This window comes from Vibrio satsumensis, assembly GCF_050337435.1.
GTDB classification, from domain to species: Bacteria; Pseudomonadota; Gammaproteobacteria; order Enterobacterales; family Vibrionaceae; genus Vibrio; species Vibrio satsumensis.
Window position 1 is genome coordinate 430399 of sequence record NZ_JAKJSX010000003.1, and the last position, 22102, is coordinate 452500.

The window sequence follows — 22102 nt, forward strand, 5'->3', positions numbered from 1 at the left end:
CTTTAGAGGTTCTTATGAAAAACGTACTTATTGCTACTACACTGGTTCTGGCTTCAGGCTTAGCAACAGCAAACACTTTACCAGCAACGGGCGGATTTAATGGCCCGACGGCTAGCGCTCCTGTTACGGTTGCTCAAGTCCTAGAAGCAAGAGATGATACCCAAGTTCAGGTGACGGGTAACATTGTGCACTCTTTGGGAGATGACGAGTACAAGTTTACTGATGGCAAAAACACAATTGTGATCGAAGTAGAGGATGAAGCTTGGGCTGGTTTGACGATTGCTCCAAATGACAAGATAACGATTGTTGGCAACGTTGAAAAAGATAGCTGGGAAGAGGCCACAATTGAAGTTGATAGAATTACAATTGGTAGCTAAATCGAGTAAATGCAGTAGTAACTGAAGCGATAACTTAAACTTCAAAGGAGCTCATTGTGGCTCCTTTAAAGTTTTAGAACTATGACAAATAGAGAACATGTATTTACTTTGTATTCTTGCTCATAGCTCATGACACATAGCTAAGTGCTATAACCGTCCAACATTAATTCAGTAAACAGTCACGTTCTCTAATAAAGCTAGATTATTAGGTAATAGACTGAATTTCTGCTGTACCAACCCATTTTTGTGTTGGGGAGCAAATATAACGGTGACTCATTTTGGGGAAAACGGTGAGAGCAGGAGCTAACTCATTGACGCAAAAAGTATCTGCTCCATTGGTTGTCAGCATGAAATGGCTCATGTTGAGATTACTCGGCAGAGAGACTCAAAAAGCAGTCGTTAGAGAGCGTTGTAACTCTCTCTGCTCACTCGTTTACTATTTAGGCTGGTGGCCAGTCTTCTTTGCAAGCTCTTGCATAGCCTCGGCAAACGTTGTTGTCCCGCCTTTAGCTTTAACCTGTACCACCTTATACCCCAGATTTTCCAGCGCTTGGCGCTCTGCTAAAACAGCTTTATCATCTGGCTGACTGCCCTGTACTGGCTGATGAATGTAACACCCCTCGAGTTGACCATCTTCGACCAGTTGGTGGTGTTTTAATGCATTGATATCAAAATTCATAGTAAGTCTTTTCGTTTAAAATGGAGAGTCTCTGTGGCAAAGGCCGCAAGTCTTCAGAATTCTATGTTTTGTACCATACGGCATTTTAACCATAAGAAGCTAGTGTAAATACAGTAATTCAAAGGAATGCGACCTTTAAAAGGGCTTTGTAGGTTGAGCTATAGAGAGCGTTTTAGTCTAATAGCCGATTAAGTATCTTGTTTTTTTGCTGCCTCGAAATACCATCTTCATTATTTTCGCACAGAAAACGGATGTGACTACAATGCCACTGCAGATTCCTATGTAGAGAGTAATGTTAAAATCGCTTTTTAAGGTGCCACCAAAATATTTAGCGTCTGCGATTTCGAGGATCAGTAGCAACCACGGGTGGATGAAAAAAATCGCAAAGCTTGTATCTGAAATGGTGTCTAAATATTTGGATTTAAAACTCAATTTTTCAAGAGCTCCATACAGTAAAAAGATGAGGGCAACCTTTTGAATAAAAACAACATCTATCCCATCGTATTCAAAAAATGGCTTGTGTGAATTACCATTGATACCAGTGTGATTTTGATAAATAGACAGCATGACAACGATAAATAGCAACAGAAGTAGTGTCTTATTATTTAAGCACTCAGTGACCTTCTCTTTATTCATACACACGCTAATCCCTATCAAATATATTGGCGTAAAATACACCAGAGACTGGAGTGGGTTAGTCCCTTCAACCGCTCGATGAACGAACAGAGACAGTATCGAAAGGAAACAAATAACCATAAGCTGTGACTTAGGCGCTAATTTGATAAAACGCATGTGCATAGGAGCAGATAAGAAGCACAAAAGAACAAAGGGGATATACCAATAGGCAGTGAGGAAGTGCCCTGTAAACAAATACTTTATTGCGGTGATGATGTCTGGATCTGACTGTTCGAACAATACACCATTGCGGTATGCACTTTCCGGATCAACCATGTTCTCAATAGGATTAAAGTAACCCCAATTAAGGTAATAGAAAGCGAGGGTGGCAATACTTCCGAGAATTAAGTAAGGCACACCAACATTTTTAAATTTCCCAAGAACGAATTTACTGTAGCCATAGCGGCTGTAGAAGACGTGGTAAAACATATAACCTGATATAAAAACGAAGAGCGATGTACCTCCAGTTATTATGTTTTTTAGAATATTTCCAATCTCATCGGTGCTCGATAGTCCGTAAGTATACGAATGTCCCATGACGATTAGAACTATTGTAATTCCTCTAAAATTACTTATCGATTGTAGAAACATATAAACTTCCCGTTTGATTTTAGCGTCGATCTCCCTTTGATTTAACTATAGACCTGATTAAAAGTTATTCTTGCCATTTTAAGACCATACACAATTGAGCTGCCTAATTTTTATTATGAAGTAGAGGTTTAAGCTTTGTTATTGTGTCTTCAGGTGGTAAGAAACTTTAAAAAGTAAATTTTGAAGCTTTATGCCGCTAGGTCTTTGTTTTCTAACAAGCATGGGGGAACACAAGGGTAAAAGTAGCAACAAGATTAAAGCGAGATAATTTTAAAAATAGATAGCTTGGCAGTCGATAGAATGTGCCGAGAATGAAATTCTATTTAACCCGACCTTCTCACTGCGATTGTATTCATTGATAGAGTGGTTAAACCCATAGGCTGTTGAAGGGGCCATATATTGAGTTATGCCCTGTTGTGTAGCCGTTATCCCATCATGGCCGTGACCACAGATAACCTCACGTACGCGATATTTTCTCAGCACGTTCATCACATCGGCATCGTTTTCTAGACGGATGGCTTTCATCCAATCTGCACCGACTGGAATGAGAGGGTGGTGAACAACTACGATAGGGTTGTTGGTCTTTTTTAGCTGTTGTTTTAGCTGAGCCATACCACGGCTATCAATACGCCCAGACCCGAGTGGATGCTGGTCATCGAGCGGCTTGAAGCTTGAGTCTAGGAACAAAACCTCTCGTCCACAGATAGTGGCTTTATCAGTGACGAAAATTGTCGATCCTTTTAACTCTGTACGCATTAGTGAAGAGTCATCATGGTTGCCGGCAATGGCGTAAATAGATTTATCGCTAATGTGTCGCCTAATGAACGCTTCTAATCGAACGTAGTCGCCGTGTTTTGGATTACAACATATGTCACCAGTCAGAAAGATGGTCTTACATTTTGTGTCTTCATTGACGTATTCCAGTGCTCGACGCAGGTTCTCATAGCTGGATTTATCTGAAAGGTGACAATCACTGATTTGGTATACGGTGTTCATTGTTATAGTCCGGTCATTCCATACACACCGTTTACGGTGAATTAAAAATGCCTGCAAATTGGCAGGCATTCATTGGTGTTAGTTAGCTTTTGATGCGGCGTGGTGTTCAATCATGAAGGCAATGGCTTCATCGCTTAAGCAAGATTTACTGACGTATTGGCGCTGTTTGCCGACATGAAGGATAAAGCCGAGATCGGTCTGCTCAAGCTGGTCGATGTCACTCCAAGCGATAGTGTTGGTCGCTTTATGGTTTTTATAACTCACACCGTTCGTGTCACCTTGAAAGACTATTTTGCTGCCAGCGCCAGAGCTGATTCTTTGTCGCCATAACCACCATGTTCTTTTACAGTACACACTGAACGCTTCAATGACACTCAAAACAATAAAGAACCAGCCAACGTAACCGTTAGGTAATAGTTCAAACTCCAGCAGAACCACACCAAAAATTAGAAACAGTATGCCTTTCAAATAGGCTTTGGGAAATTGAGTCGGAAGGCTAGTTTGATCATAACACTCTGCGAAAAACGTTTTGTCGAGGGTGTATTCTGTGGTGAAACCGGGATCTTTAGACATGTCTGGCTACTTTAATGTTTTCTGTGAATGGGTTTACTAAGCTGCGTTCTTGCAACGTTAGTATTGTATCGCTTCTCATGGCTTATCTTTAGCTATTTTGGTTATCTTTTGTAAATCGATAATACCAATGGATGTACTTTCGCCATCGCTAACTTGCTGCTTAAACAGGTACTAAATGATGTTCATAAAGGCGATACTGAATTAGCAAAACAGTGATTGAAGTCGTTTTGTTTAGAGCTAATGAAAAAGCCTGTAGCGAGACTTCAGGCAAAAACACATAGCGACCAGGTCGCGGTGGAGTTTGTGTGTCATCTATTGCACTTAATTCTGGCTGATTCCTCAATTGTTAAAACTGCTGCTCTATTTTTTTGAACAACAAGTAGAGGTTTTCTATAGTTAAAGCAGTAAAGAATAATACTAGGGCAGTACTGAATTCATCATAAATTTTTTTCACTTCTGAGCCACTGACGTTCATTTGTTAGGTTAGGCTTCTTACTTGATCTAATTCATCGCTGCCTCTTTCTGGAGGATTGCTGATGCTTTTGGTCTTCAAATCGTCACTTCGTTATTGTGTAACTTTAGTCATATTTCTTTGTCCTTTGTTCAGCGCTTTATCGTCGGCTTCTCCTCTGAAAGTTGGTGTCTATCCGTGTCCTCCATTTGTGATTAGTTCGATGGAAAATGAATGGAACGGCCTGAGTATTGAACTTTGGGAGAGAATTGCAAAAGAAATGGACGTTGAGTACACGATAGAAAACCACCGCTTGGATGATTTACTCAATGCGATTGAAACCGAGCAAATCGACATCGGCGTGTCTTGCATTTCAATCACGCCAGAGCGAGAGATTTTTGCTGATTTTTCCCATTCCTTTTACGAAACTCACCTTGCCATTGCAGTGAAGAAGCAGGGTTATCTTCATACCTTACACGCTATATTCTTGAACCCTGCACTGTGGATTATCATTGGAGTCATCGTGATGATCTCAGGAGTGATTGGAGCGTTTTTCTACTTATTGGAGCATGGAGAGAACGAAAAGCTTTACTCGATGAAAAGCCGAACTGGCCGTTGGCTAGAAAGCTTCATACTGGGTTTACTTTTCATCACTCGAGGTCCATTCAATTACTTTGAGTTTAAGAGCCTAACTGGACGAATTGCCACGGTGTTTATTGGCGTATTTAGTATGCTTTTTATCGCCAGTATTACTGCTGTGTTAGCCAGTAAACTGACTCTAAGCCAAGGCTCTTCCCATATCAAAGGTGTGAATGATCTTGCGGGTGTGGAGGTGGGTGCCAAAGTTGCCACGACGTCTTCTCTGATGCTCACAAGCTTCGGTATTCGACACAAGAGTTACATTGATATGCCAAGGCTATTAGCAGCTTTAGAGGATGGCGAGGTTGAAGCGATTGTCGCTGATGATGTGGTGCTCAAATACATGATTGGTAATGGTAGGGTAGGCGGGCAATTTGAGGATTTAGAGGTGCTGCCTTATCAGTTAGAAAAGCAAAATTATGGCTTTATCATCACTGAAAACAACCAGTACGAAGAAGAGATAAACCGAGCACTATTGAAAATTCGTGAGTCACGGAAGTGGCGCAAAATACTGGTCGAATACTTTGCGGATAAGTAGTTTAAGTAAATTAGATACACCAGGGCTTCTAAGCTCTTTCTGCTAGAGTTGCTCAGAACCAGCGGCTTTATTTTTCTTGAAGTACTTGAATACTGTCCAAACCAGATAAGCCGCAACACCGACAATAAGTGCCGAACGAATTAAGATAGGAGCATCATGCTCAAGTTGGCCTACATGCGGCACAATACTGGCAAACAATCGACTTGTGAAAAGCAACCCCATTACTAACATTACAATTTTATTCATGTGACTTGCCATTCTATTAGGTGCGTTACACAGAACAAGCTTTGGGCATTTGACACTATCAATGCGACCAAGAACGGTTCTGCTCGGAAACAAAAGCATGCGCTTCTCAAGAATAGTCGTCAATGCAATATCCGCTTAAAACCAGTAAGCTAAAGTTTCGTTTTTGGAAGAGGTTTGTTCTGCCGGATACAGCTATAAAGCGAAGCGTATATGAGTGGAAATGGTTTAAAATATTTATGTCAGTGTCTCTTAGATTACCAGCGAATTGAAAGCAGGGATTGATTGACGAAAAAGTTATTATCTTTGAAGTATACAACTTATTTGAAATTATCAACTTCAAAGATAACATTGCTCATGAGTTCATGATTATTCGGAATTTATCTCGTCGAATATATTTTTTCCACAATAGATAAGTCCATGCAAAAAATGAGGTTATGATCAAGGTTGGTATACATTATACCAACTTCACCAGTGTTGAAATCAACAGACTTTGCGACATCTTCTTGAAAGTTATCAATGACTAATTGTAATAAGCAATCCTTATCTAATACATTCATAAGTTTCCTTTGATATGTTTTGATACTAGTTGCATAGTAAAGGATAGATTGTGTTCATAATCAAGGTGATTTTGATAATCTTTTAATTTAGTGATTTTTATAAATTTTAATAGTCTCATTTCATAATGAGAGCCTATATAAATACTAATTGATAATTAATACCATTTTGGGGCTGATTTCATTAATCTTACAAGGATCGAGTTCAGGGTAACAGGTAAATAATCTCAAGTTTGTCGAAATATCAAGGTTAAAATAAAAAAATTTATTTTATTGCTATATTAGAGCTTAATTATACATAGATACTGCTTTCTTAGTGATAAAGTTTGTGAGCAAGGTAGTGTGTAGGTAAATACGCTTCATTCTTGCAGGGGGAGATGTTTAACGCCCCCCGCTTTACTTTTCATAAGCTAGTCTTATCTAACATCGTTATGAAATTGATAGCATTGATGTTAGTGGTATTAGTCTTGCTTGAGTGAAAATTTCGTTGACTCAATAGCGAATTGCCGTTGAGTTAATGAGGTGAGCAGCAAGTGCCTTTACTTTCAGCACCGTGTGATATGGATGGCCGCACAACAAGTTGATTGTTATCTAGTTTAAACAGGGAAGCATTTTATGGTAGAGCAAGAGTATGATTACCCAGAGTCGTACAATTTAATTTCAGTGACAGACCCTTCAAGCAAGATCAAGTACGCAAGCCCACACTTTAACGAAGTAGCAGGCTACAAAGAAGGAGAGCTAATAGGTGAATATCACAATGTAGTTCGTCACGGTGATATGCCTAAAGCCGCATTTAAAGACTTATGGGGTCATATTCAGTTAGGAAATAACTGGATGGGTATGGTAAAAAACCAACGAAAAGGTGGTGGCTATTACTGGGTTGATGCTTTTGCTTCTCCGTTAAAAGAAAACAACGAGATTGTTGAATATCAGTCGGTTCGGTTTAAACCAAAAAGAGAATATGTTGAACGAGCAGAAAAAGCGTATAGAATTTTAAATAAAGGAAAAACACCACTCAAACTCATATTACCCAAAACAAGGCTTTGGCAGCGTCAAACTTTTATATCCTTATTATTAATAGGAGTTGTTTATGCACTCCATATTACCCAATTTCTAACTGTACTACAAAGTTTCTCATTGCTCTTTTTCGGAGGGACTGTGTCAATTTATATTCTCACGCGTCGTTTGGAGAGTATTTGTAAAATAGCGAAAAGTGAATTCGATAATCCCCTAATGGAGCATATTTATTTTGGTAAGGTGGATGATCTCTCCGAAATTGCTTTAGGAATGAAGGTGCGGAAACAATATGCGAAAGCGTTATTAGGCAGAATACGAATTTCGGTGAGTGATTCATGTGAATTAACCCTAATGCAGGCGAATAAAACAGCTGAGTCGAACGCAACGGTGTCTGAAAATCTTGAAAGTCAGAAAACAGAAATTGATATGGCAGCGACAGCTATTAATGAAATGCAGGCGGCTTCAAGTGAAATCTCTCAAAATGCACAAGGGACTCTAGATTCCACCTTTAGCACCCAACAAGAACTATTATCTTGTCAGAACGAACTAAACCAAGTAGAAGAAAACTTTGTCGAGTTGACTAATGAATTAGACAACATATCGACAATATCGCTGTCTGTAGAGAGAGAGACACAGCAAATAAGCTCCGTTATTGAGATGATTAACGCGATTGCAGACCAAACTAACTTGTTAGCCCTCAATGCCGCGATAGAAGCTGCACGAGCGGGCGACTCTGGAAGAGGGTTCTCGGTAGTGGCGGATGAAGTACGAGTGCTAGCTCAAAAAACACAGGAAGCAACTACAGAGATTCAAGCGGTTATTGAAAAGCTATGCACAGGCAGTGGTCAGTCAGTAACGGCCGTTAATAATGGCACTGAAAAAGCGAAACGCACTCAAACAACGATTAAATCGACTCTAGAAAGCCTCACTTTGTTGAGTGAAAAGGTACAGGGAGTAGTTGATAGGAATAACCAGATCGCCGTCGCTATTGAAGAGCAAGTGAATGTCTCAGAAGAGATTAACCAGAATATTCTTTCCATCCATAGTAAAGCTGAAGCTTCACACGAACTAATGGAAGACAGTAAAAAGCAGTATGAACAAAGTGTACTTAGCTTGAATGAGTTAAGAAAAGGAGTGGCTCGATTTTAAACTCATAGAGTGAGTGACTCGCTACTTTGATGAGAGGCTAAACTGTGAATTCAGATTTGAACTAGTTTTAGCTTTGCTCGCAAATATAAAACCTCGCAATTGCGAGGTTTTATATTTTTGTTCGGTTGAGCTTACTTGGATGGGGCATCTTAACAGCCAGATCAGATGCCGGGTTAAGTCACTGCGCTAAATTAACTGGCCGTCGCTAGTTCAATTGTTGGTACTACATATGAAGGGTTGGGCGTGACGGCTCATTTCGTTCTTCAGATCTTGTTCATACTGATCTAGCCAGGCATAACGTTCGCGATACAACTTACGCTTTTGACGTTTTAGAGCTTCAAGATCTTTCCTGTTCGGGTTTGTCGGGATACGATAAAAATAGTCATCATGCGGCTGTCCATCGTGCTCTTCCCACAGACTGTTGTATTTAAGGCTGATGTCTTTGTTTTTCTTACCGTAGCGTAATGAGTTCGACACATGACCAGATTCTTTTACCGCATAGATATTGTCGATACCCAAGTTAATAGCGAGCAGTCGTAGTGTTTCTACCATGAAGGATTTAGGTCTTAAACCGTAAAAAGCTTTGGTGAATGTGCGGCTAAATCCATTGTCATTGGCGCCACCCTGTATACCGCCGATGTAGATGTTGTTGTCGAAAACAGTAAACGAAATGGTATACATTTTTTCGAGTTGAGAATTGGTCAATGAAACTGTGAGTTCACCTTCTTTTCTCGCGTTTCTTTCAAAGCTGAGATTAACTAGATAAACGTTGTCATCTATCTCAAGTTTTAAAAGATTGAGCCTTTCGTTATAGATTTGGTGTCTAGCTTCTGTTGCGAAGGTGTTTTCAAACCAGTCGTAGTGTTTGGATAAGATATCGATCTTTTCTTTATTGCTAAAGCCAGTACATAAGTAGGGAGTGACAAATTTAGAAAGGAAGTTGGGTTGCTTGATAAATAACAACTTTCTCTCTTCAGAGTTGAAATTATCACTCATTTTTCGAGTAGCTGAATAATAAAACAGGGCTCGAATAGTAAACTTAACTATCGCTTTGTACTTACCCTTATTTTTATGGGTATTTGCTTCAATCCCCATGCGAACGACATTCATAATCACCTCAAAGAAGAAGGATTGCTCGAACACAGTCGTGTCATGAACCCTTCCAATAATCTCACCAATAACAAGAAAATGATGATAGTGAAAAAGGTGATTTGGGTAAGTATGGATATGTATAGCTATGTAACTCAATCAGTTACTTAGCGTTCAGATTTTGGGCAGATGTGTTTGTCGCTTTAGTGGGAAGGGGTATGGGTATCAATGTTATTTATTGGAGGCGCTTGCTCCTAAATCAAAAATGCCACTACAAATATGCAGTGGCATTAGAACGATAACAAACTATCACTTTGCTTAAACCTAAACTTTAGTTCTTATATAAACTATAGTACTTACATAAACTAAAGTTCTAACAGTTTGGCCAGTTCACGCTCTTCGAGAAGCTCTTCAATGCGTTGACGAGTCTTAGGCGTTTCGGCTTGCGCTTTAGTCGACTTACCTGCTTTTTTGCTTCGGCTCGTTTTCGCTTTTTCCTTAGTCGTCATCGTAACCTTCCTTGTGTTTTCTGTGTTACAGGTTGCACGTCTCTTTTAGTGCCTTGCCCGCTTTAAATGCTGGCGTCTTTGATGCAGCAATCTGAATCTCTTCTCCGGTTCGCGGGTTACGACCAGTGCGAGCTGCTCGAGAGTTAACTTTAAAGCTACCAAATCCAAGGATCGATACGTCATCACCGTTAGCAAGCGAAGTAGAGATACCTTCAACTAGCGCATTTAGTGCTGTGCCTGCTTGGTCTTTTGAGATGTCTGCAGAAGTCGCGATGTGTTCAACTAATTGAGATTTGTTCATAATCTATATTCCTTATTGAGTACGGCTGGCGTCTACCTTTAGCACCTAGCTTATGCGATCTTATCAACAGCAACTGAAATAATGTCAGTGATTGGGTAGAGCTTTGTAAAGTAACCAACAGAATTGACTATAAAAGCATCTGTCGGTTCAATCAATGCAATTCATTGATTATTATTGGTTTATAGACATGTTGCCCAAATTTACGTGAGAAAAGAGCATTAGGGTTGCCCGATCGATTCATAATCCAAATTGAGGCTGTCATCTATCACGTTGACAAACGAAACAGCAAAAACAAAGAAGCCCAGCTTAATTGCTGGGCTTTTTGTTGTGCAGTCAGAGCGATTTGTTCATTCAGAACTATTTAGTAATAAAAATTTGTTCTGTTTCTAGTGATGTCATCGTGCGAACTTGACGCCAAATGTAGTAGAAAATACCTAACATCATCAGCATGCTTGGGATAGCGATTGCTGGGTAGCTGTAAAGTGTCAGCTTGCCAAGTTCTTCATTAAAGGCAGCGGTGCCAGCAGGGCTTGTCACAATCCAAGTCGCTAGGAAGTAGTTCATAGCTGAAGAAAATGCGAAAGTACTCGCGAATAGGTAGTTGGATGTCATTAGGCAATGATCAAACTGAGCCTGCTTACCAAACTGCTTCAAGCGCTCTTCTATAAGAGAGATATTTAACAGAGCTGGCGTGAAGATAACTTTTTGGATAAACGGATAGCGAGTGAACGTTGAGCCAAGTACCGCTAAACCAATTAGACCAGGAATTAATGCTTCTTTTAGTGCTAACCAACGAGTGTCTAGTTCGAAGAAACCAATACCGCCGGTTAATAGCACGCTGACAAAGCCGAGCGCAGCGATGAAGTTGAACTTCTTATTGCGGATTAACTCCATGCCACCATAAGCAATAGGGAAGGCAAGGGCAACAAGCAAAGCTAAGCCCGTTCCTAGGTGCTCATCTCCGCTGAATTTCATTAAGATGAATGAAGGAAGAAGGACGTTAAAGACGACTTCGAAAAGAGGACTCGATTTTTTATTTTCTGTACTACTCATAATTTCTAAATACATTATGTTATGGATTTATTCTCAGGGATTGTTGTTTACCTCGCCCAAGATGTAAAGCCTTAAGGTATCATGCAGTGTAACGACATGTGACATCAACGACATCTATGAGCCTATTTCACGTTCGATTCAGGACTTTACTTGTCCTATTTATCAGCCTCTTAGCAGCTTAATATCATGGTGTCGCAGCGTTTTGGTTAATTGCGCTATATTCGAGATACTATTTTTTTAAGCAGATGGATCATCTCTTTTCGTTCATCCGGCTCTAGTATGTTAAATAAATATTGAAAGAACGACGGCTACTTGGGGCGGGTCGTTGTTCAATCAAACCAAGACGTTCGAGTTTATTCAAGGCTCGAGTTGTAGTCGAGTTTTCTACCTTGGATTTCTGAGCTATTGCTCGTTGAGTTATTCCTTCCTGTTCCCATAAACACATCAAGGTGGGGCAAAGCGCGACAGTTAATCCATGTTTTTTAAGCTCAAAGTCAAATCTCTTTGCTGTGCTGTTTGCGATTCCATGGATCAACCAACAAGCGGTGTGCTCGCTATCAAATATTTTAGTCATTGATTCATTCCGGTGTACCAAATTACACCTATTTTTATTTACGCTAATGCAACCAGAGTAACGGTAAGCATTGCAGCTAAAGTAAGTACGGACAACGCTCGCCATTGCGAAACAAATGCTACGCGGCCATCAAATTGCATTCGTGTTTGAAAACCAGTGATCATTGCCCAAGTTAATGGCTTTGAACGTAATTTGTAGAATAGAACGGCAAAGATGTGTATAGCAACCAGAGCCGGGAGCACTTTTACCATGGCTAGGTGGATGTTTTCTAGCAAGGTAAAAACTGAATCATTCAACCAGATACTTGCATAGGGTAAGTGATCAAGAAGGCCAGCTAAGGCTAAGCCAGAAACACATTGAATGAATAAAGCTGATAGTAGCGTCACAACCATCCAACCCCCAGCAGGGTTATGACCAGGTTTAGCACTTTCTTTTCCTAGTAAATAGCGAACCACTGATTTTGGGGATCGCAAAAATTGTCTGAATCGGCTCGTTTCGCTACCAACCCATCCCCAAATTAATCGCCAGATAATTAAGGTAATCAGTGCTAGCCCTAGTTGAACGTGTGGACCATTGCCTGAAATGCCAGACGCCATTAACCCGATGAAAAGCGCTGCTTGAGCCCAGTGGTATAGGCGAGTTGATAGATCCCAAATTTTCATAACGTCATTCTCTCTGTTGTATTTATTTACTTAGCATCAATTTGACTTGCACTAATTTACACAACAATAGTTGCACGCGCAACTATTGTTGTGTAAATTAGGTTCGTCAAAGCAAGACACTACATAGAAACGAACTATTGAAACTAGACAACAAAAGCTAAACGTAGCGGAGAGAGATATGAACAAGATAATGACGGGCCTACTGTGTACTACAACAGTTCTACTCAGTACCTATGCTACCGCTGAACAAGGCGATGATTTACCCGATTACTCAAACCAAATTGAACAGCGTCAACACGCATTTACGCAAATCGAAACTTTAGTAGAGAAAGCCAGCGACACTTTAGATGGCAATGATACGAATTGGCAGACACTAGAAGAAACGAGCTTAGAGCTAACGAGTCACAGCCAATCATTGCTGACGTTATTTCCGGAAGGCAGTCACGAGGGGAGTAAAGCAAAAGAGAGTGTTTGGAGGCAACCTGAAAAATTCCATCGTCTGTTAACACAAATGGACCAGGGGTTTCAGGAGCTTTTCCAAGGCAGTCAACAAGGTGATGTATCGCTTGCGGAATCAGGATTAGAAGCAGCACAAGATACTTGCAAGAGCTGTCATCGCTCATACCGCTCACGTTGGTAACACAGGTTAAACCGCTCAATTAACTTAATCGAATTAAGCTAACCAAACACATTTATTCGTCTAAGCCTTATTATCGATTGGCTTTTCTCGTAGGTAACACCCCAAAAAACAGGCTGATAAATATAAAGCGTGCTGTATAAATAATCGATGGTTCAATAGTCTACTCATTAAAAATATCTGTTTTTATAGGCCAGTAATTTAAAGAATTTCAGCAATCTAAGTATTCGAGTATAAATATTGACTTGAGAGGAAGTGAAGATTCTATTTAGTTAGATTTGAGATAAATAAAAAGGACTGAACGTCATATGTTTAGTCCTTTTTATTTTGAGGTTTACAGCATGCCGAGAAAATAGAGCGCAATCAATAAGTGCTGCAGCCAAAAGGTTGCCTGATCTCATTTGGCGTAGAGGGGGATGATATTTACTCGATGAATGTGCCCCTATACGTGCCCTCGTTCACATATATCAATAATTCAATTCGTTAGCCGGTTTCTTAATTTATTTTAAGGCGTAAAATATATCGCGCTTGCAAGCCGTTTTGGCAACAAACTTGTTGCCACGGACTTTTATTTCCAAATTATAGGTTTCCTATGTTCAAGAAACTCTCGCTTAAAAATAAGCTGGCGATTTCAGCCAGTATGGCCATTATCCTGGGGGGGATTTTGGTTGAGGCACTGTCTTTTCGTGCTTCATTGCAACGACTAGATATTGAAGTTGAACAGCGTTTAGAGGGCGCATCGGCTTCTTACAATCAATATGTATCGGATTGGATCTTATCCAAAGAACGTGCGCTGACCTCTTTGTCGCAAGAGTCTAAGCAAGAAAGCTTGGTGACTCACCTAAAACAGGTTCGTGATTCTGCCTCTTTTGATAATGTCTTCTTGGCATTTCCTGATGGTTCGCAAAAGAATGCGAACGGAGTAGTACTGCCGCCGGGCAATGATGATCCTCGTTTGTGGGGCTGGTATACCAATGCGGTTGCCAATCCAAGTAAGGTTTTCATGGATAACCCTACGGTTGCAGCGGCAACGGGAGCGAATGTAGTGTCTCTGGGCACTGCAATGCAACTGCATGGCCAACAGGTAGTATTGGGCGCGGATGTTGAAATTACCGACATTCTAAATAGCCTTGAAAAAGTAATCCTTCCGGGTGAAGGTTACATGTTCATCGCGACCAATAAAGGTACGGTCTACACGCATGCTGACACTAAGTTGTTGAACAAGGATATCAGTTCACTTGGTTTGAATTTTTCAGATGTGCAAAAGGCATTGGTAAGCGGTAAGGACATCTCTATTGAGTTGAAAGGTACCGACTATGTGCTATATGCGCGCGCAATTGATGGAACCAATCTAATTACGATTAGCGTGTTGAATCATGACTCTTTAGTGGCACCACTCTTTGACGCTGTTATCGGGCAAGTGTTGGTGACATTGCTAGTGGTTGTGGTTTGTACGGTACTATTTAACTTACTTTGTACCATTCTATTCCGTCCACTAAATCATGTGTCTCAAGCTCTGGCGCAAATCGCTAACGGTAGTGGTGATTTAACTCAACGTATTCATGTTGAAAATCAAGACGAAGTAGGCGAGTTGGCTCATAACTTTAATACTTTTGTGGGCAGCTTGCAGCAGTTAATCGGTCATATCCGTAGCCAGTCAGAACAGTTAAATAGCCAGTCAGAGCAAAGTGCTCAACGTGCGAACCGTTCTGTGGACGAGCTTAACCACCAACAGCAAGAAATCACTATGGTTGCAACGGCAGTCACTGAAATGGCGAGTGCAACGCAAGAGATCGCATCGCATGCAGAGCAAACGGCAAAAGCAGCGCAAGACTCAGCGGCGAGCACCAACAGCGGTCATGCATTGGTTGTCGACACTAAAGGTTCCATTAACAACCTAGCCAATGAAGTGAACGAAGCGGGTAGTGTGATTAGCGATTTGAATAAACACGCTCAAGAAATATCGACTGTATTAGCCACCATTCAAGGCATTGCTGAACAAACGAACTTGCTTGCTTTGAATGCTGCAATTGAAGCCGCTCGTGCCGGTGAGCAAGGTCGTGGCTTTGCTGTAGTAGCTGATGAAGTTCGTGTGCTTTCTCAACGCACTCACTCTTCAACGGAAGAGATCAAGGCAACGATCGATGTTCTACAGCGCACAACAGCACAAGCCGTAGAACTGATGGAAACAAGCTCCAAGCTGGCGCTGCATTCCGTAGAAGATGCGGACCGAGCTTCTCTCGCGCTAGAAGAGATCAATACGTCTGTTGCCTTGATTAGCGACATGGCGACTCAAATTGCGACTGCAGCAGAAGAGCAAACACACGTGACGGGTGAAATTACCCAAAACATTACGACCATTAAAGATGTCACTGACCACTTGGTTGTGGGCGCACAGGACAGCTTAACTGAGTCAAACGAACTTAAAAGCCAAGCCGCTGGTTTAAGTGACAAAGTGGCTACTTTTAAGCTTGCTTAAGCGTCTAATGGACTGATGCCTGTTCAGTCTGCTTGCGTTAAGCAATAAGCCAAAGCGACGTACATTACGTCGCTTTTTTTGTATTTGTTAGTAGTAGAACTCTTTATCAATCTGTTTCTGAGAACTCTTTCAGCGCACTTATTGCTGCATCAGCTTTGTGCTTCTGGACGAAGATATGATCGTGATAATAACCTGCAATCACATTGGCACTGATGCCGTACGAGCCTAGTTTAGTCGCAAAGGCGGCTGTTAGCCCCACGGCTTCTAGGCTCGAGTGTACCGATAAAGTGATCATGCTAAACACACCGTCGAAACTTAACTGCGTTTGAGTCGCAACTTCTTTTGTTAGTACTAAAGTTAACCCTTCTTTTTCTCGAAAGGTCGCCATCGGATTGAGGTGGGCATAGTCGGCTAGTCCTCCCTCTACCGTACAAAAAACATAATCACCTTCAATGAGATCAGGTGACATGGACTTTAACAGAATGTCTAAATCGGTAATGGCGGTCATCGTTTTCCCTGCGCAATCGCGTTGTTTTATGGTGTTGGGTAATGTAGCCAAGATAGAGATAAGCTGTCGGCGAGTACAATTAATAATATTTATTCACTATAAGTACGACTAATCGTATGTGATTTTGATGCTGCATTTTTTAGTTTTTGCGGGATTTTTGGTGTGTGATATGTCAATAGTGAAGATCATTTCTCTTACATACACCATTTTTATCCAACCATTCGACTTTTGTTAAAATTAGAGCTTTTGATCAAATTATATAAAATGTGATTGCATAAGCTTTTCAAAATAGTTTGTCCCGACTCGAAGTTCTTAATGTGATGGATGTAAATTAATAAGCAATCTGATTCGTACTGTCTTAGGTTGAATTTGTAACACTGTTGCTTCACGTATTGAGCGTATAACGCTAGCTGTCTGCATTTTCGTGTTTGTCGTAGGTAACAACCAACAAACCTAAAATATCAAGGAACAAGCTATGTTAAAGAAAGTATTAAGTTGTTGTATTGCAGCCACATTTGGTATTTACTCCGCATCAAGTTTGGCTCAAGGTTCTGCTTTAAATTCGATAGAAAACTCACAACAACCTATTGCTCCACTGATGTTGGCTTCATCAGATGATGCGATCACCGATCGCTATATTGTTGTATTGAAACAACCGCAGATGCTAATGAATGATGCGGTTGGATTACAGCAGTTCACTCAACAAACGGTGGGTCAGATGGCCAATTCGTTTTCAATCAAAACAGACGATGTTTTTGATAGTTCCATTATTGGCTTTGTGGCAAATCTAGACGCACTTCAATTAAAGCAACTCAGACGTGACTCTCGCGTTGAATACATTGAACAAGACCAAATACTCAGTATCGATCCTGTTGTTTCAAATGAAGCCGTCCAAAGTAACGCGATTTGGGGTTTGGACCGAATAGACCAGAGAAGTCTTCCTTTGGATCGAAACTATAATGCCAATTTTGATGGTTCTGGCGTAACGGCTTACGTGATTGATACGGGCGTTAATAATAATCATGAGGAATTCGGCGGTCGCTCGGTTTCTGGCTATGATTTCGTAGATAACGATGCTGATTCGAGTGACTGTAATGGGCATGGTACCCACGTTGCAGGAACGATTGGCGGCAGCCAGTACGGTGTGGCTAAAAACGTTAACATTGTTGGGGTAAGAGTACTTAGCTGTTCGGGTTCAGGAACTACATCTGGCGTGATATCTGGTGTGGATTGGGTAGCGCAAAATGCATCAGGGCCTTCAGTCGCCAATATGAGTTTAGGTGGCGGGCGTTCAACTGCATTGGATAGCGCGGTACAAGGTGCAATTCAATCCGGAGTGAGCTTTATGTTGGCGGCGGGTAACTCAAATGCCGATGCGTGTAATTCATCGCCGGCTCGTGTACCAAGTGGTGTGACGGTGGGCTCAACAACCAGCTCTGATTCGCGTTCAAGTTTCTCGAACTGGGGCAGCTGTGTTGATCTATTCGCACCGGGATCTCAAATCAAGTCTGCTTGGTATGATGGCGGCTATAAAACGATTAGCGGAACTTCCATGGCGACACCACATGTTGCCGGCGTTGCTGCCTTGTATTTACAAGAAAACAACGGCTTAACACCGCTTCAGCTTGCAGGGTTACTGAACTCAAGAGCCTCGGAGAATAAGGTTTCTGACACAAGAGGAACCACCAATAAACTGCTGTATAGTTTGACTGATAGTGGTTGTGAACCGGATTGCGGTGGTCCAACACCTGGACCAGATCCAGATGGAAAACTAGTTTCTGGCGTGCCGGTTAATGGACTGAGTGGCAGCCGAGGACAAAAGGACTACTTCTACATGGACTTAGAACAGGGCCAACAGCTGACAGTGGTCACCATTGGTGGCACAGGCGATGCGGATCTGTATCTACGTTTCGGGGATAAACCAACGCTTAGTACGTGGGACTGCCGACCTTACCGATCGGGCAACAACGAGACGTGCACGGTGAATGTCACCCAAAGCGGCAGATACCACGTTATGTTGAATGCATACTCGGCTTACAGTGGTTTGACGCTCCAAGCAAACTTTTAAGTTTAGGTTTTAATGATGGTTTCAAAAGTTACTCACTAGTTTGGTAAGTTTAGAAGCCAGATAGCCAAAGCCCACCTCGTTGTGGGCTTTTTGGGTTTGTAGCAGGCAACAAAAGGATATGGCGTTGTTTTCTTAGATTGATAAGCAGGAATTCACGCTACTTAAACGAACTTTCGACTACGTCTCAGAAAAACCTGAAGTTTGTATGCTAGATTTAGTAGTGATACACAACTGGAGATATCGATGATCTGGCTTTCGGTGAAAGTACTACAGATTGGACTTGTCTACGGATACAGGAAGTATCAACAAACAAAAAGAGCTCCAGTGTAGGGGCTCTTTTCTTTTGTTTTTCGAATAACCTCATCTTATGTTGAGTAGTAAGGAAATAAAAACCGGTTCTGTCCGGTTTAATAACGAGTAGCTAAATGAACCTCCTTAATATCACCTCACCGATAAGCGAAAGTATGTTGAAAATTGAACCCATTACACCTCACATTGGCGCTCGTATTCATGGATTAAACCTAGCGGATTGCAGTGAAAGCGAACTTGATGATGTGTATAAGGCACTTGTTACTTATCAAGTCATTTTCCTAGATAAGCAAAGCCTTTCGCCGGAACAACACTTGGTGCTTGCAAAGCGTTTTGGTGAGCTTGAACCCGCTCATCCTTTCTTCCCACGTGTAGAACAAGTACCGCAAGTCAGTGTGATAGAAACCACTCGAGGCAATGCACCAATGGAGAGTTATTGGCATACCGATTTAACCTGGCGCAAATTGCCATCGAAAGCCTCTCTATTACATGCTCAATATATACCGGATGTCGGTGGCGACACGATTTGGTGTTCGATGACTGCAGTGTTCGATTCATTAGATGAAAGCATGAAAGATAAGCTAAGAGGCTTATCGGCAACGCATTCATTAGTCGCGTTTGAAGGTATTGAATCGGATCAAATCGAGCTAGATTGGCATAAGTCACTGCTGAAAACCGCGCAAGAAAATCCGCCTGTGGTGCATCCCTTAGTACAAGTTCATCCAGAAACGGGCAAAGAGACGCTATATATCAACGAGCAATTTACCCGTTACATCAATGAGCTTGAGCGTGAAGAAAGTGATTCGCTACTTAGCCAGCTGTTTGAAATTGCACGAAAACCAGAATATCAAGTGCGTTTCAAATGGAACAAGGGCTCAATGGCAATATGGGACAACAGAGTCACTCAACATTATGCTGTGATTGATTACGGCGATACACCACGGAAAATGCATCGAGTAACAGTGACATAACGGTAAGCTGAACACAGTTATCAAAGGAACACCGTGCATGCCCATCCCTTGAACCAAACTCTCGTACTTAAATTTAAGTGTCGGCAGGGTGCATTATTTATCTACGCTTAAAAATAAAAACAAATGCGTTGGTACATATTTGATTGAAACCTCACTGCTCGGAGGTGATGTGTAATATAATTGGCGCCAAAATATAAGTATAAAAACTAAATCATAGAATTAATAAACGTCAGGGCTTAGAGAACAAAGTATTTCGTATGAACGCGATTCGTAAAGTTTACCAATACGCAGAACCGAATCTAACCCTCGTGGGTTGGATGGGCTTTGTCGGCTTTCCAATTTACTACATTGTGTGGGAGTTTTTGTTTCCACAACCCTACGAAAACTTAGCGCTTCGCTTGTTTTGCTCGGTATTGTTCTTTGGCATTATATTTCGCAATCGTGTCCCATTTGAATGGCGAAAGTACCTTCCGGCTTATTATCAAGTCGCTGTAACTATCTGTTTGCCAGGTTTCTTTTTCTACATGCTGCTAATGAACAATTGGTCTAACGTTTGGGTTATGTCATTCATGTCGGCCATTTTCCTCCACATTTTATTGGTGCACGTCACCAGAGTGATGTTTGCACAAACCTTTGCCGGTATTGGGATTGCGACCTTGTGCGCTTGGATTGCACAAGGCTTCTACCTCGAACTCACAATGGATTGGACGCACGTGCCAATCTTTTTGTTTATCTACTTATTCGGCAACTTGTTCTACTTCCGCAATCAGGTGGAACATGAGAACAAGGTATCATTGGCGAAATCTTTTGGGGCTGGCATTGCCCATGAGATGCGAAACCCTCTAAGTGGTTTACTGACCTCTATTGATGTTATGCAATCCATATTACCGAACCCTAAAAGTGGTGATCACAAAGGGCAATATGCTTTAAGCAGTGAAGAAGTTATACAGTTGCGTGAAGTGGGTGATGAAGCGATGGAGATCATTCACTCCGGTAACGAAACGATTGATCTGTTGCTGACTTCAATCGATGAAAACCGAGTATCTCGTTCTACGTTTAAGAAGCATTCAGCGCAAGCAGTGGTTGAGGACTCGATAGGCAGCTTTAATTACAAACGCGCGACAGATAAATTAGCGATATCTTTAGACGTACAGAGTAACTTTGAGTTCTTAGGTAGTGATACCTTGCTGAAGTACGTAATGTATAACTTGTTCAAGAACGCATTCCATCATCGCAGCCCCGAAGATTTCCATATTCATGTCACAATGTGCAGTGATGAAGTGACCAATCAAATTATGGTTACTGATAACGGTTCGGGTATCTCAAGTGATGTAATTCGACGCATTTTCCAAGATTTTTATACCACGGGCCAATCGGGAAATTACGGTTTAGGTTTGCCATTTTGTCAGAAGGTCATGCGCTCGTTTGGTGGTGAGATTAAATGCCAGTCTGAAGTGGATCAATGGACACAGTTCACGATGATTTTCCCATCTCTGTCTTCCAATTCGGTACAGGAAATCAAGAGCGAACTGACTAAACTCAAGACGGTGCTGATGATCAGTGATCAGACAGTGCTTTCCAGTAAAATGACTGAAATATCTCGCTTTATGGGTTTTGACCTAGAGATTTTGGATGTGGCGTCAGCGCTACAGAATAAGGAATATCAGTTTGAGTTCGATTTGATTTTCGTTGATATGGAGAGCTTGGATTTAAGAGCTAATTGCCTCGATAGGATTGAATCGTTACTTTCGTTCACTGAGGCGCGAATCATTTACCTGTATGAGCGTCATCCTATCAAGCGTGTGCATAACATCTCTTTCGAGCCTATTTGGGTGGAAACGCAAGTTTGGCTACTGAATACCAAAGCGACCATTGACCGCTTACTTTTCGATTCCAATTACGTGATGCCAGCTGCGCCTACAAAACCGCTAGAGGCTGCAAATAAGCGAACGATTATGGTGGTGGATGACAACGAGTCTTTGCGCCGTTTTACTGCGATGTTACTGGAAAAGCAGGGTTTTGATGTTGTGCAGAAAGAAGATGGCCAACAAGCATTAGACGCGTTGGATAGCGACGAGATCGACTTGATTCTCATGGATATCGAAATGCCCATCATGGATGGTGTGGAAGCTTCTCGCCGAATTCGAGGTGCTAATAAAGCGTACTCTTCGGTGCCAATCATTGCTCACACAGGTGATAGTTCCCCCGTCACTTTGGAGAAAATGGAATCGTCAGGCATGTCAGACTTTATCGTCAAACCGGCAGATAAAAACCGACTGTTCGATAAGATTGCTCACTGGATTTAGTGAATGCCATAGGTTGAAGCGCACGGCCATTTTGTCAGCGAACACAAACACAAGAAAGAGCTCAGCGAATTGCTGGGCTCTTTTTGTTTCGCGACATGATAGCGTCCATTCAGTCCTGCCGTTTTGTTGGTTATAGAATGGGTGTGTACAG

19 protein-coding genes and 1 pseudogene are annotated in these 22102 nt (G+C 41.5%); 8 read left to right on the forward strand and 12 right to left on the reverse strand.

What is annotated here, in order from left to right; translation table 11 throughout:
• Positions 1–14: 14 nt before the first annotated feature.
• Entirely contained in the window at positions 15–377 is a 363-nt protein-coding gene (locus L4C44_RS02050) for a NirD/YgiW/YdeI family stress tolerance protein (protein WP_146491263.1), read from the forward strand.
• A 436-nt stretch (positions 378–813) separates the two neighbouring features.
• Here L4C44_RS02050 and L4C44_RS02055 read toward each other — a convergent pair whose 3' ends face one another.
• The 4 genes from L4C44_RS02055 to L4C44_RS02070 all read right to left on the reverse strand — a co-directional run bounded on the left by L4C44_RS02055 (position 814) and on the right by L4C44_RS02070 (position 3891).
• The gene (locus tag L4C44_RS02055; RefSeq protein WP_065205428.1) at positions 814–1056 is read right to left on the reverse strand and encodes a hypothetical protein; all 243 of its coding nucleotides are present in this window, start codon (positions 1054–1056) and stop codon (positions 814–816) included.
• Positions 1057–1233: 177 nt separating this feature from the next.
• On the reverse strand, positions 1234–2322 hold the full coding sequence (locus L4C44_RS02060; RefSeq protein WP_285954075.1) for an acyltransferase family protein: 1089 nt from the start codon (positions 2320–2322) through the stop codon (positions 1234–1236).
• Between the two features lie 270 nt (positions 2323–2592).
• Complete coding sequence (locus L4C44_RS02065; RefSeq protein ID WP_428804252.1) at positions 2593–3318, reverse strand: metallophosphoesterase family protein; 726 nt, start codon at positions 3316–3318, stop codon at positions 2593–2595.
• A 78-nt stretch (positions 3319–3396) separates the two neighbouring features.
• Positions 3397–3891 carry a YcxB family protein gene (locus L4C44_RS02070; protein ID WP_146491259.1) on the reverse strand — a complete coding sequence of 165 codons (495 nt, stop codon included), beginning with the start codon at positions 3889–3891 and terminating at the stop codon, positions 3397–3399.
• 536 nt (positions 3892–4427) lie between these two features.
• On the opposite strand from L4C44_RS02070, the gene L4C44_RS02075 reads away from it, so the two are divergent.
• Complete coding sequence (locus tag L4C44_RS02075) at positions 4428–5519, forward strand: transporter substrate-binding domain-containing protein (RefSeq protein ID WP_146491258.1); 1092 nt, start codon at positions 4428–4430, stop codon at positions 5517–5519.
• A gap of 42 nt (positions 5520–5561) precedes the next feature.
• Here L4C44_RS02075 and L4C44_RS02080 read toward each other — a convergent pair whose 3' ends face one another.
• Positions 5562–5765, reverse strand: a complete 204-nt coding sequence (locus L4C44_RS02080) for a hypothetical protein (protein ID WP_102530138.1) — start codon at positions 5763–5765, stop codon at positions 5562–5564.
• A 1169-nt stretch (positions 5766–6934) separates the two neighbouring features.
• Between L4C44_RS02080 and L4C44_RS02085 the strand changes: the two genes are divergently transcribed.
• Positions 6935–8485 carry a methyl-accepting chemotaxis protein gene (locus L4C44_RS02085; RefSeq protein ID WP_146491256.1) on the forward strand — a complete coding sequence of 517 codons (1551 nt, stop codon included), beginning with the start codon at positions 6935–6937 and terminating at the stop codon, positions 8483–8485.
• Between the two features lie 210 nt (positions 8486–8695).
• Here L4C44_RS02085 and L4C44_RS02090 read toward each other — a convergent pair whose 3' ends face one another.
• From L4C44_RS02090 to L4C44_RS02115, 6 genes and pseudogenes are all read right to left on the reverse strand, one after another.
• Entirely contained in the window at positions 8696–9595 is a 900-nt protein-coding gene (locus L4C44_RS02090; RefSeq protein ID WP_428804253.1) for a VirK/YbjX family protein, read from the reverse strand.
• Between the two features lie 344 nt (positions 9596–9939).
• Positions 9940–10083, reverse strand: coding sequence for a hypothetical protein (locus tag L4C44_RS02095; protein WP_017059112.1), 144 nt, complete (start codon positions 10081–10083; stop codon positions 9940–9942).
• Between the two features lie 25 nt (positions 10084–10108).
• A complete protein-coding gene (locus tag L4C44_RS02100; protein ID WP_017059113.1) occupies positions 10109–10384 on the reverse strand; it encodes an HU family DNA-binding protein in 276 nt (91 codons plus the stop codon).
• A 357-nt stretch (positions 10385–10741) separates the two neighbouring features.
• A complete protein-coding gene (locus L4C44_RS02105) occupies positions 10742–11437 on the reverse strand; it encodes a VC0807 family protein (RefSeq protein WP_428804254.1) in 696 nt (231 codons plus the stop codon).
• 215 nt (positions 11438–11652) lie between these two features.
• A pseudogene (locus L4C44_RS02110) lies at positions 11653–12011 on the reverse strand (MarR family winged helix-turn-helix transcriptional regulator).
• Positions 12012–12049: 38 nt separating this feature from the next.
• On the reverse strand, positions 12050–12673 hold the full coding sequence (locus L4C44_RS02115; protein ID WP_428804255.1) for a cytochrome b/b6 domain-containing protein: 624 nt from the start codon (positions 12671–12673) through the stop codon (positions 12050–12052).
• A 178-nt stretch (positions 12674–12851) separates the two neighbouring features.
• Here L4C44_RS02115 and L4C44_RS02120 point away from each other — a divergent pair, with 178 nt between their 5' ends.
• Both L4C44_RS02120 and L4C44_RS02125 read left to right on the forward strand, forming a co-directional pair.
• Entirely contained in the window at positions 12852–13313 is a 462-nt protein-coding gene (locus tag L4C44_RS02120; protein WP_146491252.1) for a cytochrome c, read from the forward strand.
• Positions 13314–13902: 589 nt separating this feature from the next.
• Complete coding sequence (locus L4C44_RS02125; protein WP_428804256.1) at positions 13903–15789, forward strand: methyl-accepting chemotaxis protein; 1887 nt, start codon at positions 13903–13905, stop codon at positions 15787–15789.
• Positions 15790–15895: 106 nt separating this feature from the next.
• On the opposite strand, the gene L4C44_RS02130 is transcribed toward L4C44_RS02125, so the two are convergent.
• Positions 15896–16297, reverse strand: coding sequence for an ACT domain-containing protein (locus tag L4C44_RS02130; protein ID WP_428804257.1), 402 nt, complete (start codon positions 16295–16297; stop codon positions 15896–15898).
• A 475-nt stretch (positions 16298–16772) separates the two neighbouring features.
• Here L4C44_RS02130 and L4C44_RS02135 point away from each other — a divergent pair, with 475 nt between their 5' ends.
• From L4C44_RS02135 to L4C44_RS02145, 3 genes are all read left to right on the forward strand, one after another.
• Entirely contained in the window at positions 16773–18365 is a 1593-nt protein-coding gene (locus L4C44_RS02135; protein ID WP_428804258.1) for a S8 family peptidase, read from the forward strand.
• Between the two features lie 464 nt (positions 18366–18829).
• Positions 18830–19645, forward strand: coding sequence for a TauD/TfdA dioxygenase family protein (locus L4C44_RS02140; RefSeq protein WP_428804347.1), 816 nt, complete (start codon positions 18830–18832; stop codon positions 19643–19645).
• Positions 19646–19902: 257 nt separating this feature from the next.
• Positions 19903–21951 carry an ATP-binding response regulator gene (locus L4C44_RS02145; protein WP_428804259.1) on the forward strand — a complete coding sequence of 683 codons (2049 nt, stop codon included), beginning with the start codon at positions 19903–19905 and terminating at the stop codon, positions 21949–21951.
• Positions 21952–22102 lie beyond the last annotated feature (151 nt).